Consider the following 15,171-nt stretch of genomic DNA (forward strand, 5'->3'; position numbering starts at 1 on the left):
GTCGGGACGCATCATGGTTGCTGGCTCCTGAAAGAGATCGGGAGCACAGCTTCAGGCTTCAACTAGCGGATTTAAATGTGGGCACGGTGGATCGCTTACTAAGGAACAACCCTTACTCCCATTCGAAAAAGCCGGCAACAGTCGGCTTTTTTAGGCGCTAGCCGTGATGGCCAGACTGCTCAATCGAATACCATTTTCACCCACAGAATCCAGACGACCAGTTCAGACGCACGATCTTACCCAAGGTGCTGAGCTGGCAGTCCGGTTATATGAAGGTAACGTCATCCTTCACGTCTATTGACACTCAGTAAAGGGTCTGAAATTTCCTCTAGGCGGACAAGCATAAGTACCTTATATGCGTGTGAATTATGATCAATATGATTTTAACTATCCGGGTTAAGATGTCTGAACTAATTAGATTAACCTGCCGTAACGAGTCGATACGGATGCATTTGAAATGCCTAGGACCGAAGTCACTGATTGAGCATTACACTGCAATCAGCGCCTTTACATGATCTCAAAACCATACTTTTTAAAAAGTTATGATTTCAGGTGATGACCTTAGCGCTCCGAGCTAGGTAAGCTCGCAGCAACATCACGAAAAGCCAATAAAGCAGCTTCAAGATGATCGATAATTTCCAGCTGTAACACATCAGGAGCTGGTAAGTTTTCAAGGCTATCTAGGGTACGATCCTTGAGCCAGAAAACATCAAGACTTGCCTTGTCTCGTGCGATTAAGCTTTCGTAGCTGTAATACTTAAAACGTTCAGTCTCTAGACGATCGTTTCTATTTTTCGGGTTGTAACAGGCAATGAAATCGCGTAAATCCTCAAGCTTTAACGGTCGAGTTTTCAGCGTAAAGTGTTGATTAGTTCGCAGATCATAAAACCATATGCCTTTGGTATGCGTCTTTCCATCCTTGGGTTTTGCGTCGAAAAACACCACATTTGACTTTACTCCATGAGCATAAAAAATTCCGGTAGGCAGCCGAAGAATTGTGTGTACGTCGCATGTTTCCAAAAGCTTTTTTCGAATTTTCTCCCCTGCACCACCCTCAAACAATACATTATCCGGCAATACTACAGCCGCTTTACCTTTTACATTCAACATCGCGACGATATGTTGCAAAAAATTCAATTGTTTATTTGAAGTCGTATCCCAGAAATCTGGACGCTCATAGGTGAGTGCATCCTTATATTCCTCACCTTCCTCGTTGGTAATAGTCATACTGCTTTTCTTACCAAAAGGGGGATTAGCCAAAACATAATCAACAAGTATCTTTGGCTCGCTGATCAATGCATCGGAACGATCTACGGAGGGTTCGCCAACTAGTTCGCCGATGTTATGCAAAAATAGATTCATGAGGCAAAGACGACGTGTATTAGGAACAATCTCATTGCCGTGGAAAGTTTCGTCGCGAAGAAACACTTTTTGTTTGGCAGTAAGTTTAGGTGTTTCGTAGTTTAGCCATTCCGAATTATGCTTTAACCAATCCCCCGTACCGCTCAACCATTCATTGGCCACCAAAAAAAACCCGCCAGTACCGCAAGCTGGATCGGCAATTGTTTTGAGCGGTAGCGGACGCAAACAGGCAACCATAGCTTGAATCAAGGCACGAGGGGTGAAGTACTGACCAGCGCCGCTCTTTGTGTCTTCCGCATTCTTTTGAAGTAGGCCTTCATACAAATCACCTTTGGCATCGGTGTTCATATCTATCCAGCTTTCAGCATCAATCAACTGCACTAGACGCGCGAGCTTTGCGGGATCTTGGATCTTATTTTGGGCCTTGAGAAAAATTGCACCCAACATACCTGGTTGCTGACCGAGCCTGTGCAAGATATCAAGATAATGCGTCTCTAAAGGCTCACCCATTTTACTGCGCAGGCTGGCCCAGTCATAAGCCTTGGGAATTTGGGTCTCACGTAGCTCGGCTCCTTCAGAGTATTCATGCGCCATTTTTAGAAATAGCAGATAAGTTAGCTGCTCCAGATAATCGCCATATCCCACGCCATCATCACGCAGGGTATGACAAAAATTCCAGATTTTCTGGACCAGGGTGGATGTGTTCATTATTTCTTAAATCCTCAAGCACACTGCAGCAGGTCTTCAACCCAAGGTTTATCTCTGTAACCGTCGACTATGCGCCGGGCAAATACTGAGAACTCAGCTCTTTCACCTAATGCTCGACAGATGCTTTCTGTAAATTTCGAAAAAGCTAATTCCAATTTCGGGTCGCCCTGATCCACCTCGTTATAAATTGCATCCGCGCCGTCTATCCAATCTTTGATTTGAAGGGCCAGCTGGCGTCGTGACTCCACTAGATCTGGATGGTCCAGATGGTAGTAGTGAATGGACTGCTCTGCTCTCGAAAATCGTTTCGGTTGGCTTGGATATTTTGCACATGCGGCACCATCATCACGGAAATCCAATAGACCCGGATCGGACCCACAGCACGGATCTAAGAGAACCTCATCTTCAATATTTAATTCTAGGAGATTAGTAGCCCGACGAGTATTAAATAACGGGAAGTGGTCTCCTTTTCCTGCCGACTCACCCGTTTCTGGGTTATTCCGAATGCTATTGCAGAAAGTGCACGCGTAACGAAAATTAGATAATTTAAACGCAAGCCAAGGATACAGACTTTTTGGGCGATAGTGATCTACAGCATTATCTGATCTTTCCTGTCTTGCCTCACAGTACCAGCACTTACCGTTAGAAACAGCCTTGAGTCGGGCCTTGGCATTCGCCCACACCCGGGAGTAATCACTTGATTTACCCCCGTTCACAACAGCTACCTCGGCAGCAGCTGCACTAATATTCCATTGAGCGTCAGCAGCAATTTTAGCCAGATCAATTCTCCGCATTATTGCTTGCCTCCTCAGATTTCACTTTCTCTAACGCGATTTGAATAAGTTCCTTAGCCCTTTCTCTGCGCTCGGTTGATGGTAGTTGCTCTATCTGTTTATCTGCTGATAGTTGACCATCGCTGCTGTATCTGGCGCGTAAATACTCTTCGAAGATAGGATCCCGCATTGAGTACCTAAATCCGTAACCATCCAGTTCAATGTTTATTTCTTCAAGACGATCACAATCTGCTTTTGAAAGCGGTTGATCGCCTAATGTCAGCGATCGTTTCTCCTCTAAGAGAGCTTGGGTGTGGGAATCTAGAGAGGATGCCAAACCAAACATGTCACTGGTAACAATACCTGCATACCCCATACCGCGAGGATCAAATTCGGGCATCCGCGCCTCAACCCGACGTGACACCTCATCACGCTTGAGGATTTGAACCTGTCGCTTAACCAACTCTGCAATCGCTAAAGGATTATGAGTTGTCAAAACAATATGACTCGTCGTCGCATCTTTTTCGTCGCTGCTAACAAGATCCTGAAGGTACTTCAGGTAATTAGCTGACCAACTTGGATTTAAATGTGTGTCCGGCTCGTCAAGTAAAAACAAGCTCTCCTCTTCAGCTGTAAACCTTAACAGCCCCAACACTGTAAGAAACTGTTGTTCACCCTCACTCAACTCTCGAAAAGTCACACTCCCATCGTTTTTCTTCAGCCGCACGCGGATACGAACTTCCTCGATCAGCTCAGAAACATAGGTACTCTCAAGGTCTCTAAAAAAATTAGTCGGAGACTGGCTTCCAACCAACTCCCGAAGAGCGGCAATATCCTTAACAAATAGATAAAGAAACTCTGTACTTTCTTCATTCCATAACGTTGTAGAAACTTTCCGCGTCGTCCGAAATGGCGCGAGTGAAATATTATGCAGACGATTTAAGAACTTTTGAACGACGCCTTTTGCGCCCCACAAACGGTCATCTCCATCACTCTCAGCTAATTTACGCTTACCTCGGCGCTTACTCCAACTTGGCTGTTTTAGGACAAAAAGAACAGACTCAATGCCTTCATTTGGATCAAGTCCTAAGTGGTCATCTAAGAACTGACGAACAGCATCAGATTGTTGAATTAAAAATGCTAATAAAACGAATTGACTATGAACCGGAAGCGCGTAAAAAAGCCGCTTCATCCCCGGATCCTCACCACTTGGATTACGCAATTTACTATCGTAGCTTTCCAAATAAGGACGAAACACATCGTGCATGCGCTTGCTTTCACCAGAGTAGTAACTAAATACGTAATGGGGTAAATTCAGACGCTCTTCTGCGAGGAAAGCAGCTAGTTTAATAGGTTTCCCAAGAAACGGTGATGAAGGTTCCTCGCTTATTAAACAGGGTGCTGTGTCTTCCCCATTTATTTCTTCAGCATTCGTAGCAATATGGATAATAAGAGGGTCTTTTTCTCGATCCGGATCGGCATCAATGTGAATATGTCGTACAGCCTCTCCAGCTCCCATACGATATGCGAGCCTAAAAGCGAACTCAGACGTACGCTTTTTACAAATTAGGTCCCGAAAAATTATAGCAAGCGCTTCTAAAACGTTAGATTTACCAGTACCGTTCCAACCAATCACCACAGTTACCCAATGGTCTTGATCAAAATCGATCGTGACATCTTTGAGGTTTTTAAATTGGTGAGTAGGGCTGTTTTTAGCGCTACCTATTGTTAATTTATCGAGCCGCATAGTCAGGCCGCCGCTACTATTTTTAAGCGGTCATATATCTTGCGGCCATGCTCATCGATTACTGGCTCGACCGTCAACTGTTGAGATTTATCAAGCTCACGGAGCTCGGCATATAATGCCTCGATATCCTCGGTGCGCGCGCCATTAGCTACTCCGCATAAGAGAAATGCCTCCTGTGTGGTTAGCCAATCATCTGCTTCTTTAAGAACCTCAATTAGTTTTTTAGCCACGCTGACAATCTCCTTTTTTGCCTTACTTTTGCGCTGCTTCGGTTGTTTTTCTCGCATTTCTCGATCTACACGAATATGTGCAAGCAACACGCTAGCCTGTTCGTCGTTTGGGTCTTGTGGCACTAGCTGTCCGAAAAACGCTGCCTTCAATATGTTTTGACGTTGGGCCGCGGCTTGTTTGAGAGATATCCGAATTGTTTGCTCTTGATCATTAGAAGCAGTCAGGGCACCACTCAAAAGAGCAACAATTTGTTGTTGTTCTCGGTATGGGGGTAAAGGAATGCAAACCCGTTCAAGAATTTCCAGATTGATATTTTTCTGAGCTGTAGCTGGAGCTTCATCTTCTAGTTTTTGCTGGACCGTTCGCATGAAGTATTCAACGAAACTCGTAGACACCTCAGAATTAACAGGTAAGAAACCAACCACACTATCAGGAAAGCAGGCTTCGATTGCTAAAATTGCAGTCTGGCCGATATTGGCAGCGATAGTTATACAAATTGTACCCTTTGGCCAGAGCCTGCTTTGAGCAAGACCCGCCTCACTATAACTTGCATCGACAGTAGTGATGTAGGTGTCAGCATGGCGAATATCACCAGTTTGCACAAAAGGATAAGGACCGCCATAGAGATGTGGTGCATTTCTGGGCCGGTGTTTTGAACGCCCCCGGTCCAAATATCCAATTTGAGACAATGTTGCCCAAACCCACCCGCGCGGTAATTCTGGCAGGCTATTAGTGTCGGGAGAAATTGGCTCAGGGTATTTATTCTTCCAATCTCTCGGAGGGGTCTTGCTTTGTTTCTGAAACTTCTCGAGCTGCTTTGCTTCCCAGCAAACGCGACTTTCAATGAGTATTCGACGTAGCAACTCGCTACCGGTTTCAATTCCTGGGTTTTGTGTGCGCCAGTCTCTACTAAGTGAGCCGTTTATTCCCGATTGCAGTAGCGACTTTCTATATTGATTATTTTTTTTATGCGCAGCGCTTAGTTCGGCTATACCTGCTTCGAGGTCAGTGAGTAACTCTTCCACTTTAGCAACTATTCGATTTTGCTCTTCCCTTGGAGGAACGAGAAGAGGCCAGCCCTTTACGATTCCCAATGAGATATTAGGTTGAGCGCCACCTTTTCCAGCGTCTATAAATCCCTGAGTCTGCGACAGCAAGAAATAATATAAATACTCGGAGCTCACAGCATCAGGTACTGCTACAGCGCAAGCTTGATTCGTAGCCGCCTCAATTCCTAGGATAGATGCCTTTCCAATAGTTGCACCATACATTGCGACGGCAACGGAGCCAGAGGGGAATAATTTTGCGCTAGAAGAACTTAATGCCTCTTCTGAAATATGCTCCTCTGCTTCTGTTAGTATGCGCGGGCCTAGTTCGCCCGTTTTGAACCAGGGGATACTCCCCAAGTAAAAGCCTGGATTAGCTCTTGATGGTGTTCCACCAGACGACCAAACTGCTACATCATTAAGGGTAGCGGAGGTCCAACCCATAGGTAGTTTTACTTCACTCACGCTAACAGCTCCTTATACTTCGATGAATGCAACCGAACAATCCATTTAATTATGTATTCAAATTTTATGGAACAATAAAATTCCGCTTCGTTTCGCGAGTTTTTTTCGCAAACTAAGCCGGTCGACCTACTCGTAACCTCATTCAAAAACATTCGCAAACAGCGGCTATTGCGCCACTTAAGACTTAGGGTAGAGTAGCGATCATCCTGCGCCGAGTGCTCAGTCACTCCTAATAGTTTTAAACTAAAAACGAATGAGTAACCGTTGGTTTCGAAGAGCATTATTCGAGCACCACAAGGAACTCTGTTGCCAACGCAACAGGCTCAATCTCACGCATATTTCGATTGAGCATCACTAAGCCGTAACCCGCCATCATCCTGAGAGTACGTGAAAGGTTTGGAACCTTACGTCCGCTGAGTTCAGCTAGTTCAGTAATGGATTTAGGGTGACGCTCGTGGATAGTTCGTAGAAGCGCGCGATTTTCATCAGAGAGCACTGCTGCAAGCGACGCCATTGAGGAGAACCAGACAGTAGGTTCGACGTCACCTTTGAGCTCAGGGGTAGGCTCACCTGGCCGGCAGACTCCAGCAACACAGCGGTTCATCGTACAGGCTCAAATGGCGTTGGGAAGGAGCGAACTTTATCAGTCATTGATAAGCATCGTCGAGCCGTTACACCGGTAAAATCGAAAGGCTCTACGTTGCGTGAATAAGCAGGAATGCTTGCGATTGGCCGAAAGCGGTCCGAGCGGCATCCGAGAGGCAGAGCCGGCGGGCATGTCTATCATCCTGTAACACAATTTACCTCTGTAACACGGGATAAAAAATGCTTCCCTTCGGTGTTACATAAAATATAATCAATAAAATCAATATCTTAACTGATGACGTAACACTAGTAACACGCGTAACACAATTTTTAGCTACGCCCCCTTGTACCCCGCCAGAGCGGAAGCCTTCCGCGATAGAAACACCCTCACGACAACGGAGCATCTAAATTTCGTTTGCACTCCTGAGAGGTCGGTTCAGATACGGAGTTGGAAACCCGCGAGCTCAATTGATTGACCGAGGAAAAATCTGTTAACAAGCACCCAAATAGTGCCGGGGCCCCTGAGGATCTCCCTCGACACGGGGCGAGGAACCCGCGCGTTCGTGTTAGCGGATGGATTTTTTAAGTTGGTTGACAGGTTGACACCCATCACCGTGGTTGACGCCATGCAGGTGTTCACTATCCGCAACAGATACAGCCACCTTTACCGAAGCTGTAACGATGGCCTTTTTTCTTCAAGATCTTTTCAATTTCAACGATTGAAATTTCAGTAACTTCCGGTACCTCCCACTAACTCGATCCCGCGGGTTTCATGCCCCGTGTACTCAGGATATCGTCAGGGTCCCCAGCACCTTTTTCTGCAACCCACCCGAGATCTCAGATGAGTAACCTCCAGAACCTAATCGTAAATGCCCGATCCGGCTTAGCTCTCGACGAAAAAATCTCTGATGACAGTTGGCAGGCAATCGCTAAGCAATGCGGTGCCGCTGAGATCGAAGAAATCGAACAGCGTATCGTCAGCTTACGAGCCGAGTTAGAAACGGTTGAGGAGTGGGACGGAGATACCCAAGATGACATACACCTCGCAATTTACAGCTTCACCCAATTACTGAAGGCAGAGAAGGCACGGTAGTTGTGCTGGTGGCGAAAGAACCACAGGATTCAACGTGGAGAGGCCATTGAATACAGCGAGTCACCCATCGGGATCTCGGTCACGAGGAGCTTCGATGAAGCCTTCACGAAGACCGTTAACGGCGTCAGCACACTGCGCCCTGTATGCCCACGTGTATGCCTAACCGACGAACCACCAAAGAAACCCAATAAATACGGGCATCTTACTACCCAGTTCAAACGACGCCGGGGCACCAGATACAGACAAAAAAGCCCCAGGTCGAAAGACCTGGGGCTTTTTTGTCGCCGCCGTTTACTTATGGTTTTTGCAACGCCTCCAACCGAGCCGGCAAGTCTTCCTGGGGAAAGCGCTTATACAGCGCCAGAAGCTTTTCATCGGCCGCCTTGGCCTCTCCCGCTTGGCGCAGGCGCACAATTTCCTGAAGCCCTTGCTCCAGGGATTGTGGCTTGGCAGCCATTCGCTTGCTCATTTTTGCCACAGACTCGTCCGCCATGGCTCCCGCCACTTCAGCCTGAACCTGCACACTGTCCGCCTGGGGTGCCATGGCGAGTCGAGTCATGGGCGGTGCGGGCGCTTGCAACGCTTGCGGCGCTGGGCGAGCGAGTTCCTCGCGGCTGGCGGAGTACTGCGCCGCCGCTGGCGCGGGCAGGTCGGCATTGGGCACTGGTGAGCGCACCACCAAACCAATCATCAGCGCCACACCGGCAACGGTGGCGAATGCCATTTGCCAGCGTGGCCGTTGGCAGGCCAGCAGCCAGCGTTGCCACAGATTTGGTTGGGGCGCCGGGGCTTCGCGGCGGGCGGTGGCCAGCAGGAAAGCGTCCAGGGAAGCAGGCGGTTCGCCGCTGGTGTGTTGGCGAAAGTGTTGGATCAACACTTCGTCGTCGGGATTTGGGGTGTGTCGGGAGTCAGTCATACGGGTACCTCCTCGGCCAGCAGTCGACGCAATTTCTGCTGGGCGTAACGCAAGCGGCTTTTGACCGTTTCCAGTGGAACGCCAGTGAGCGCGGCGATTTGCGGCACCTCCAGGTCGCCATGCAGGCGCAGCAGGAATACTTCCCGCTGGTCTTCGGGCAAGTTTTGCAACGCGGCGTCCAGACGGCCCTGGTCGCGGCTCAGGCTCAAGAGTTGTTCGGGGCTGCCGCTGTCGTCGGGCTGGGCGTGAAGCTGTTCATCGTAGCTGTCGTGCAGCGGATTGTGGACGCCGTGCTTACGCCAGTAATCGATCAGGCGGTTGCGGGCAATCTGGAACAGCCAGGTACGAAAACTCGCTCGCCCTTGTGGCTGAGTGGCGCTGCGGATCAAGCTGAGCCAGGTGTCCTGGTAGATTTCCTCGGCAAGTTCCGCCTTGTTGCTCAAGGACACGAGGAAACGATACAAGCCTTGTCGATGACGCGCGTACAAGGCCTCGAATGCGGCAGTGTCGCCGGTGCGATAGCGGGCCAGCAGCGATTCGTCGCTGGGTGAATCAACTGGAGCGGGCATGGGGGTGGCGAACTCCTTTCTTTTCAGCATCTTCAGTGTTTGACCGAGGCCTTGAGGCTCTGCGCCAGTTCGACCAATTGCACGAGCTCATTGCGCAAGCCAAACGGGTCGTCGCCTCGGGCAGAACGAGCCAAGGCAGCCGTGTCTTTCAAACTCATGTTCCCAGTGTAGCGACCGTCACCCTTGAGCTGCTGGGCAAAGGCTGCCACGGCGGCTGAGAAGCGTAGGTCGTCGCTGGCCTTGCTGGCGTTTTGCTCGCGGCTGATGGGGCGTTCTATCAACTGGCTGCTGCCTCCTTGGACGGTCTTGTAGCGTACGCGCAAGATCGCCAGCTCCCCAGACGTGCCGCCTGATACAGGCTTAGTGGCATAGCGCAGCGGTTCCAACCAACCTTTTTCACCCTTGGGGACGATTTCATACAAGGCCGTCACTGTATGCCCCGCACCGATATCACCGGCATCGACCTTGTCGTTGTTAAAGTCCTCACGCTTCAACGCGCGGTTTTCATAACCCAGAAGGCGATACTCACTGACCTGCGCCGGGTTGAATTCCACCTGCAATTTAACGTCCCGCGCGACCACCGCCAGGGTCGAGCTGAGCTGGTCCACCAATACCTTGCGCGCTTCGCGCAGGTTGTCGATATAGGCGTAGTTGCCATCGCCGGCATCGGCCAATTGTTCCATCAGGTGTTCGTTGTAGTTATCCACACCAAACCCCAGGGTAGTCAGGGATACGCCGCTTTTGCGCTGGTCGACCGCCATCTGCTTGAGGCTGTCGAAGTCACTGATGCCGACGTTGAAGTCGCCATCGGTGGCCAGCAGGATGCGGTTGATGCCCTTGTCGATAAAGCCTTCCCGGGCCATTTGATAGGCCAGTTCGATACCCGAGGCGCCTGCCGTCGAACCGCCAGCGGTCAACTGGTCGATGGCGTTGCGAATCTTCGCCTTGTCACCACCCGAGGTCGGCTTGAGCACCACGCGCGACTCACCGGCGTAGACCACCAGAGACACCCGGTCCTGATCTCGCAGCTGATCCACCAGCAGTTTCAGGGTGCTCTTGACCAGTGGCAGGCCTTCGCGGCGGTCCATGGAGCCAGACACATCCACCAGAAACACCAGGTTGGCCGGCGCCAGGTCTGCCACGGCGCGGTCGGAAGCCTTGATGCCGATGCGCAGCAAACGGGTGTGGGCATTCCACGGTGACGGCGCCACCTCGGTGGTCACGCCAAAGGGCGAGCCATCTTTGGGCAGCGCGTAATCGTAGGGGAAGTAATTGACCATTTCTTCAAGTCGCACAGCGCCTTGGGGCGGCAGGCTACCTTGATTGAGGAAGCGTCGGACGTTGGCATAGCTGCCGGTATCCACATCAACACTGAAGGTCGACACCGGGGTTTCGGCGACGCTATGGATCGGATTGTCCGGCAGGTTCTGGTACTGCTCGCGGGGTTCAGCGCGGTATTCCATCGCGACCGAATCGCTCATCACCAACCGTGAGGCCATCGGCGCAGGCATGGCCATGCGTTTGCTCAACGCACCCTGAACGCGAGCCGGCTCGCTATGCAATTCGGGGCTGGGGGTAACAGGGGATGCTTCGGCTGTCTTGGCCACATCCCTGGAAGAGGACAGTCCGCACCCGGCGAGCGCCACCAGCAAGGTGACGGCAAAACCCTGGGCTGCGGGGCGCAAGAGAAGAAGAGGACGGGACATGGGCTGAACCTCGGGAGTGAATGATCCGTTCACAAGGTCAGACGCAAGGCAATTACGGTTCGGGTTAAAACCGCAAATTTTAAATACGAAAACTGGCTACCCGAAGGTAGCCAGGCTGTTTATTGCAGGTCAATCAGTCCGACCCATACTTGGGCGAACGCGGCCCGTACAGAATCCCGGTGCGTTGGCCTGCCGACAGCAGACGCGCACTGGTGATGCCGGCAATCGGGTGGCCGGCGTCGGTTGAGCTGTTGATGATTTGCTTGACCGCTGCGGTGATCAGCATCCCCACCAGACCGCCGCCGCCATTGTTACCGCCCTCTTCGCTGGAGGCGCGAGCGGAGCCGGTCCACAGCGTGGTGCCGGTACGCAGGTCTACCAGTTTGGCCGACGCCGTCACCGCCGTTTCACTGGAGATCAGCATGTAGCTGGTGCCGTACTCGGTGATGGTGATGTACAACCCGGCGTCCGCACCGAAGATTTCATGCAACTTGCCCGGTGCCACGCCCTGGATGTCCGTCGGCGTGGTCAGACCGTTCTGGCGGAAGGTTTCATCCACCAGGGCGATCGGCAACACGTAGTAGCCGGCTTCGGCCAACGGGTAAGTCACCTGCGACACCAGGCTGTAGGACGCCTGCACTTCCGGCGATTCGTTGATCGGTGGCAGCACCAGGATCGACTTGGGCCGGGCCTGTTTAAACGCCGAGTAGTCGACGGTCTTGGGTGCCGCACAACCGCCCAGCAACGCCAGGGCCAGCAGAGCGCCAGTGAGTTTCAAAAGGCTCATTTGACGTCTCCGGTCTTGGCGTTCTTGAGCAGGAAGTCCATATAGGCAGCGGACTCAGGGAACAGCGCCTTCTCGGTGCGAAATTGCTGCACCATCTGGTCATCCTTGCCCATGCTCAGGTACAGCATGCCCAGGTGGGCGTGATAGCCCGGCGGCGCCTGGCGGCCACTGGCGTTGATCTTCTGCAGATCCCGCTCCAGCGCTTCGACCTGGGCTTCCTTGGGCTCACCCTTGAAGTATTCGTAAACCTGCGGCTGGTAGCTCTCCCATTGATAGAGAGGCTTGGGCGCCGTCTGGCACCCCGCTACTGTTGCTAAAACTGTCAGCATCAGCGCCAACGTCACTGCCTTGTTCATCCGTGTACGACTCCTTGTAAATCTGCTGATCAGTTGCGTGGGTTCCAGGCGCCGGCGTTGATGCCGTCTACCAGACGATTGATCGCTTCGCGCATGGCCAGGTCGAGGACCTTGCCATTGAGGGTGGAGTCGTAGCTGGCGGTGCCGCCGAAGCCGATCACTTCACGGTTGGACAGCGCGTATTCACCGGCGCCCTGGGTGGAATACACCACTTCGGAGGTACTGATGTTGACGATGTTCAACGCGACTTTGGCGTAGGCCACTTGGGTCTTGCCACGGCCGAGGATGCCGAACAGCTGGCGGTCGCCGGTCTCTTTGCGGCCGAACTCGGTTACATCGCCGGTCACCACGTAGTCAGCGCCCTTGAGCTTTTGCACGGTGCCTTTGATCGCGGCTTCCTGGGAGATTTCACCCATGTTGTCGCGGTCCAGCACGCTGAAGCGGTTGGTCTGCTGCAGGTGGTGATCAGGATGGTCTTGGCCTGGCCACCGAGGCGGTCAACGCCGTCGGAGAAGATGCCGCGCATGTAGCTGGAGCGGTTATCGAACTTGCCCACGGCAATCGGCACGCGCACGCCGGAATAGGCGATGTTGGCGCTGGCGACTTGTTCCACCGGCATCGCGCGGTTGCTCTCCGTGGCACAACCGGCCACGGTCAGCAGCGCTGCGGCGGTGAAGCCCGACAGCAGGATTTTGGACAGTGTTTTCACGGGGTGCTCCTAGAGTGAGAAATCGGGTGCAGCAGGTAACGCTAGCGGGACGGAATATCGCGCAGGTCATCAAGGATGTAGTCGCTCAGCCCGCCAGTGAAATATGGCTCGACACTGGAATTACCGGTGTTGGTGATAATGCCGCCAATGGTCTTCCATTGCTGTGGCTGGCCCCGCCAGTTGTTGGGTACCAGGCCGGGCCGGTTCTGGGCGAAGTGAAGCACCTCGGTATCAGCTTTCTTGACCTTGACCTTGTAGCCGAAATCGATGCTTTGCAGGATGGTGCCGTCGCTGACCACAAGGTTGGACAGCCCACCGTTGGAGTCGATGATATGGCGCACATAGACGACATCCACGTCCAGCAAATAATCGGCGGTTTGCTTACTGGCGGCGTAACGCTTGGCGTTAAGCAAGCGATTGACCAGATCGACGCCGAGTTCCTGGCGGACCTTGTCATCAGGCATGAAGTGCTTACTCTCGCCCCTCACCTCAACGTTGAAGGTGTCGAGCCAATAGGTAGCCGTCTTGGGAATGGTGACCGGCGCCGGGGAGATGTAGTAAGCAGGCTTGGAGGCGCAACCGGCCATCAGGCAGATGGCCAGGAGAAAAGCAAAAACACGCATGTTTTGATTCGTCCCTGAAAGGTAGCATGTTGCTATAGCCGCGGCATTTTACGGGGTTGATCGCGGTACTCAAGCGGTTTCGGTGCGCTGGGAACTCTCACCGCCCAACGGCAACGCACGGCTCGCGGCGCAAGCTTCAAGGCCGCAGGGCAAGTAAATAAGGGTCAGACTACGATTACACGACTAACAAACAATTTTCTTTGGACGTCCCGCCAACCCTCGGACAACTCGTTTACCCAAGGCGTGTGAAATCTGTGATGCAAACCTAGCCCCGCCCAGAACATAATTTCCATTTGTAGATGTTCGTATCTGATCAAAAAAATCTGAAGAAAGTTGACTCTTAAAAAGCTCCTGATATCCCTTGGCGCGGCCTAGGGGATCGGGACCTAGCTCGTTATAAATAGGATGCTGCGTTACAAGATTGGACGATTCGCCCAACGCGTTCACCCTATAACTCGTCCAGTGATAGTCTGCCGGGTGCTTCACCATTCCCGCCCTAACTGGGTTCAGCTCAATGTAGCGATAACAGGAAAGTAAGTAGCTCTCTTGTTGCACTACACAAGAACGAAAACGTCCTTCCCAGAGGGTGCCAGTTCTTTGGTAGGTGCGATTTATATACTGAACATATCGCTGCCCCAACCCCTTCATCAATAAAGCAGTCCCCTTAGAGCAGCTAGGGGTCAACAGAATGTGAACATGATTGGTCATCAAGCACCACGCATGAACCTCACAATTATGCAACTGCGCCAACGCGGTCAGCGTATCAATATAAAATAGATAATCGTCGTAGCAGAAAAAACATGCTGAACGGTTATTTCCCCGCTGGATAATGTGGAGTGTAACACCTGCAAGCAAAACTCTAGGACGACGAGGCATGAGAAACTCCTTAATAGATTAGAGCATATCAGCGTAGTCATCCATTGCGAGATCAAGAAAATTTAATAGTTTCAAAACGTATAAACTTTTAAAGAACAGTATTACAAATGTCGCCTCCCCTAATTCCCCAATCGTGGTCTGACCCCTATTTCTTATTCAACTGAAAGACATTATTCTTTTTTCTAAGAAATCGATAAAGTTTTTCGCATACAAACTAGAAGTTTGATCAGAAAGTTCAAGCCTATAAACAGGATACTCTCCATCATTAAGACCATCGTCCGTGGCAAAATAAAATGATTCCCCTGCACCCGGCGGTTCGCAGATAAATAGCCTCTCCTTCCCACACAACCCATTTCGACCGTTAACGATTGACATATAAACGATATCACCACCCCTTACACTATCAAAATCCATTTCGTAGATACTATAAATCTCCTCCCCAGATATTTCCCCGCCAGAATAACACTTCAGCCACCATTTATAGCTATCAGGCAACTTCAACCCAAGACGAGCTTCAGCTTTATAAATCCACTCATCAGCAATCCCGTCACCATAATCAGCAAACTCAACGAAATCCGACTCTTTAATAAGATTAATTATTCTCGAATAATCCACGCCT

14 protein-coding genes and 1 pseudogene are annotated in these 15,171 nt (G+C 51.1%); 1 reads left to right on the forward strand and 14 read right to left on the reverse strand.

Features of this window, described 5'->3' with window-relative positions; all coding sequences use genetic code 11:
* Positions 1-561: 561 nt before the first annotated feature.
* The 5 genes from ACZRJ6_RS25395 to ACZRJ6_RS25415 all read right to left on the reverse strand — a co-directional run bounded on the left by ACZRJ6_RS25395 (position 562) and on the right by ACZRJ6_RS25415 (position 6,936).
* Positions 562-2,070 (reverse strand): class I SAM-dependent DNA methyltransferase, encoded by a 1,509-nt coding sequence (locus ACZRJ6_RS25395; RefSeq protein ID WP_463970588.1) that lies wholly within the window; start codon positions 2,068-2,070, stop codon positions 562-564.
* A gap of 14 nt (positions 2,071-2,084) precedes the next feature.
* Positions 2,085-2,864, reverse strand: a complete 780-nt coding sequence (locus ACZRJ6_RS25400; protein WP_463970589.1) for a hypothetical protein — start codon at positions 2,862-2,864, stop codon at positions 2,085-2,087.
* Positions 2,851-4,590, reverse strand: a complete 1,740-nt coding sequence (locus ACZRJ6_RS25405; protein ID WP_463993560.1) for an AAA family ATPase — start codon at positions 4,588-4,590, stop codon at positions 2,851-2,853. Before ACZRJ6_RS25405 ends, ACZRJ6_RS25400 begins: the two co-directional genes overlap by 14 nt.
* Positions 4,591-4,592: 2 nt before the next feature.
* Entirely contained in the window at positions 4,593-6,332 is a 1,740-nt protein-coding gene (locus ACZRJ6_RS25410; RefSeq protein ID WP_463970591.1) for a restriction endonuclease subunit S, read from the reverse strand.
* 280 nt (positions 6,333-6,612) lie between these two features.
* Positions 6,613-6,936, reverse strand: coding sequence for an HVO_A0114 family putative DNA-binding protein (locus ACZRJ6_RS25415; protein ID WP_463970592.1), 324 nt, complete (start codon positions 6,934-6,936; stop codon positions 6,613-6,615).
* Positions 6,937-7,758: 822 nt separating this feature from the next.
* Here ACZRJ6_RS25415 and ACZRJ6_RS25420 point away from each other — a divergent pair.
* The gene (locus tag ACZRJ6_RS25420) at positions 7,759-8,010 is read left to right on the forward strand and encodes a hypothetical protein (protein WP_463970593.1); all 252 of its coding nucleotides are present in this window, start codon (positions 7,759-7,761) and stop codon (positions 8,008-8,010) included.
* Positions 8,011-8,305: 295 nt separating this feature from the next.
* Here ACZRJ6_RS25420 and ACZRJ6_RS25425 read toward each other — a convergent pair whose 3' ends face one another.
* The 9 genes and pseudogenes from ACZRJ6_RS25425 to ACZRJ6_RS25465 all read right to left on the reverse strand — a co-directional run bounded on the left by ACZRJ6_RS25425 (position 8,306) and on the right by ACZRJ6_RS25465 (position 15,167).
* Positions 8,306-8,926 (reverse strand): hypothetical protein, encoded by a 621-nt coding sequence (locus ACZRJ6_RS25425; protein WP_463970594.1) that lies wholly within the window; start codon positions 8,924-8,926, stop codon positions 8,306-8,308.
* The gene (locus ACZRJ6_RS25430; RefSeq protein ID WP_133103735.1) at positions 8,923-9,495 is read right to left on the reverse strand and encodes an RNA polymerase sigma factor; all 573 of its coding nucleotides are present in this window, start codon (positions 9,493-9,495) and stop codon (positions 8,923-8,925) included. Before ACZRJ6_RS25430 ends, ACZRJ6_RS25425 begins: the two co-directional genes overlap by 4 nt.
* 32 nt (positions 9,496-9,527) lie before the next feature.
* A complete protein-coding gene (locus ACZRJ6_RS25435) occupies positions 9,528-11,201 on the reverse strand; it encodes a vWA domain-containing protein (protein WP_463970595.1) in 1,674 nt (557 codons plus the stop codon).
* A gap of 133 nt (positions 11,202-11,334) precedes the next feature.
* Positions 11,335-11,988, reverse strand: a complete 654-nt coding sequence (locus tag ACZRJ6_RS25440; protein WP_133103737.1) for a DUF799 domain-containing protein — start codon at positions 11,986-11,988, stop codon at positions 11,335-11,337.
* Entirely contained in the window at positions 11,985-12,344 is a 360-nt protein-coding gene (locus ACZRJ6_RS25445) for a DUF4810 domain-containing protein (protein WP_149414240.1), read from the reverse strand. Before ACZRJ6_RS25445 ends, ACZRJ6_RS25440 begins: the two co-directional genes overlap by 4 nt.
* 29 nt (positions 12,345-12,373) lie before the next feature.
* Positions 12,374-13,053: pseudogene (locus ACZRJ6_RS25450) on the reverse strand (CsgG/HfaB family protein).
* Positions 13,054-13,094: 41 nt separating this feature from the next.
* The gene (locus ACZRJ6_RS25455) at positions 13,095-13,676 is read right to left on the reverse strand and encodes a hypothetical protein (RefSeq protein ID WP_463970596.1); all 582 of its coding nucleotides are present in this window, start codon (positions 13,674-13,676) and stop codon (positions 13,095-13,097) included.
* 183 nt (positions 13,677-13,859) lie between these two features.
* Positions 13,860-14,552 carry a transposase gene (locus ACZRJ6_RS25460; protein ID WP_463970597.1) on the reverse strand — a complete coding sequence of 231 codons (693 nt, stop codon included), beginning with the start codon at positions 14,550-14,552 and terminating at the stop codon, positions 13,860-13,862.
* A gap of 156 nt (positions 14,553-14,708) precedes the next feature.
* Positions 14,709-15,167, reverse strand: a complete 459-nt coding sequence (locus ACZRJ6_RS25465) for an SMI1/KNR4 family protein (protein WP_463970598.1) — start codon at positions 15,165-15,167, stop codon at positions 14,709-14,711.
* Positions 15,168-15,171: the final 4 nt, after the last annotated feature.

The sequence above is a fragment of the Pseudomonas sp. C321 genome (assembly GCF_055407105.1).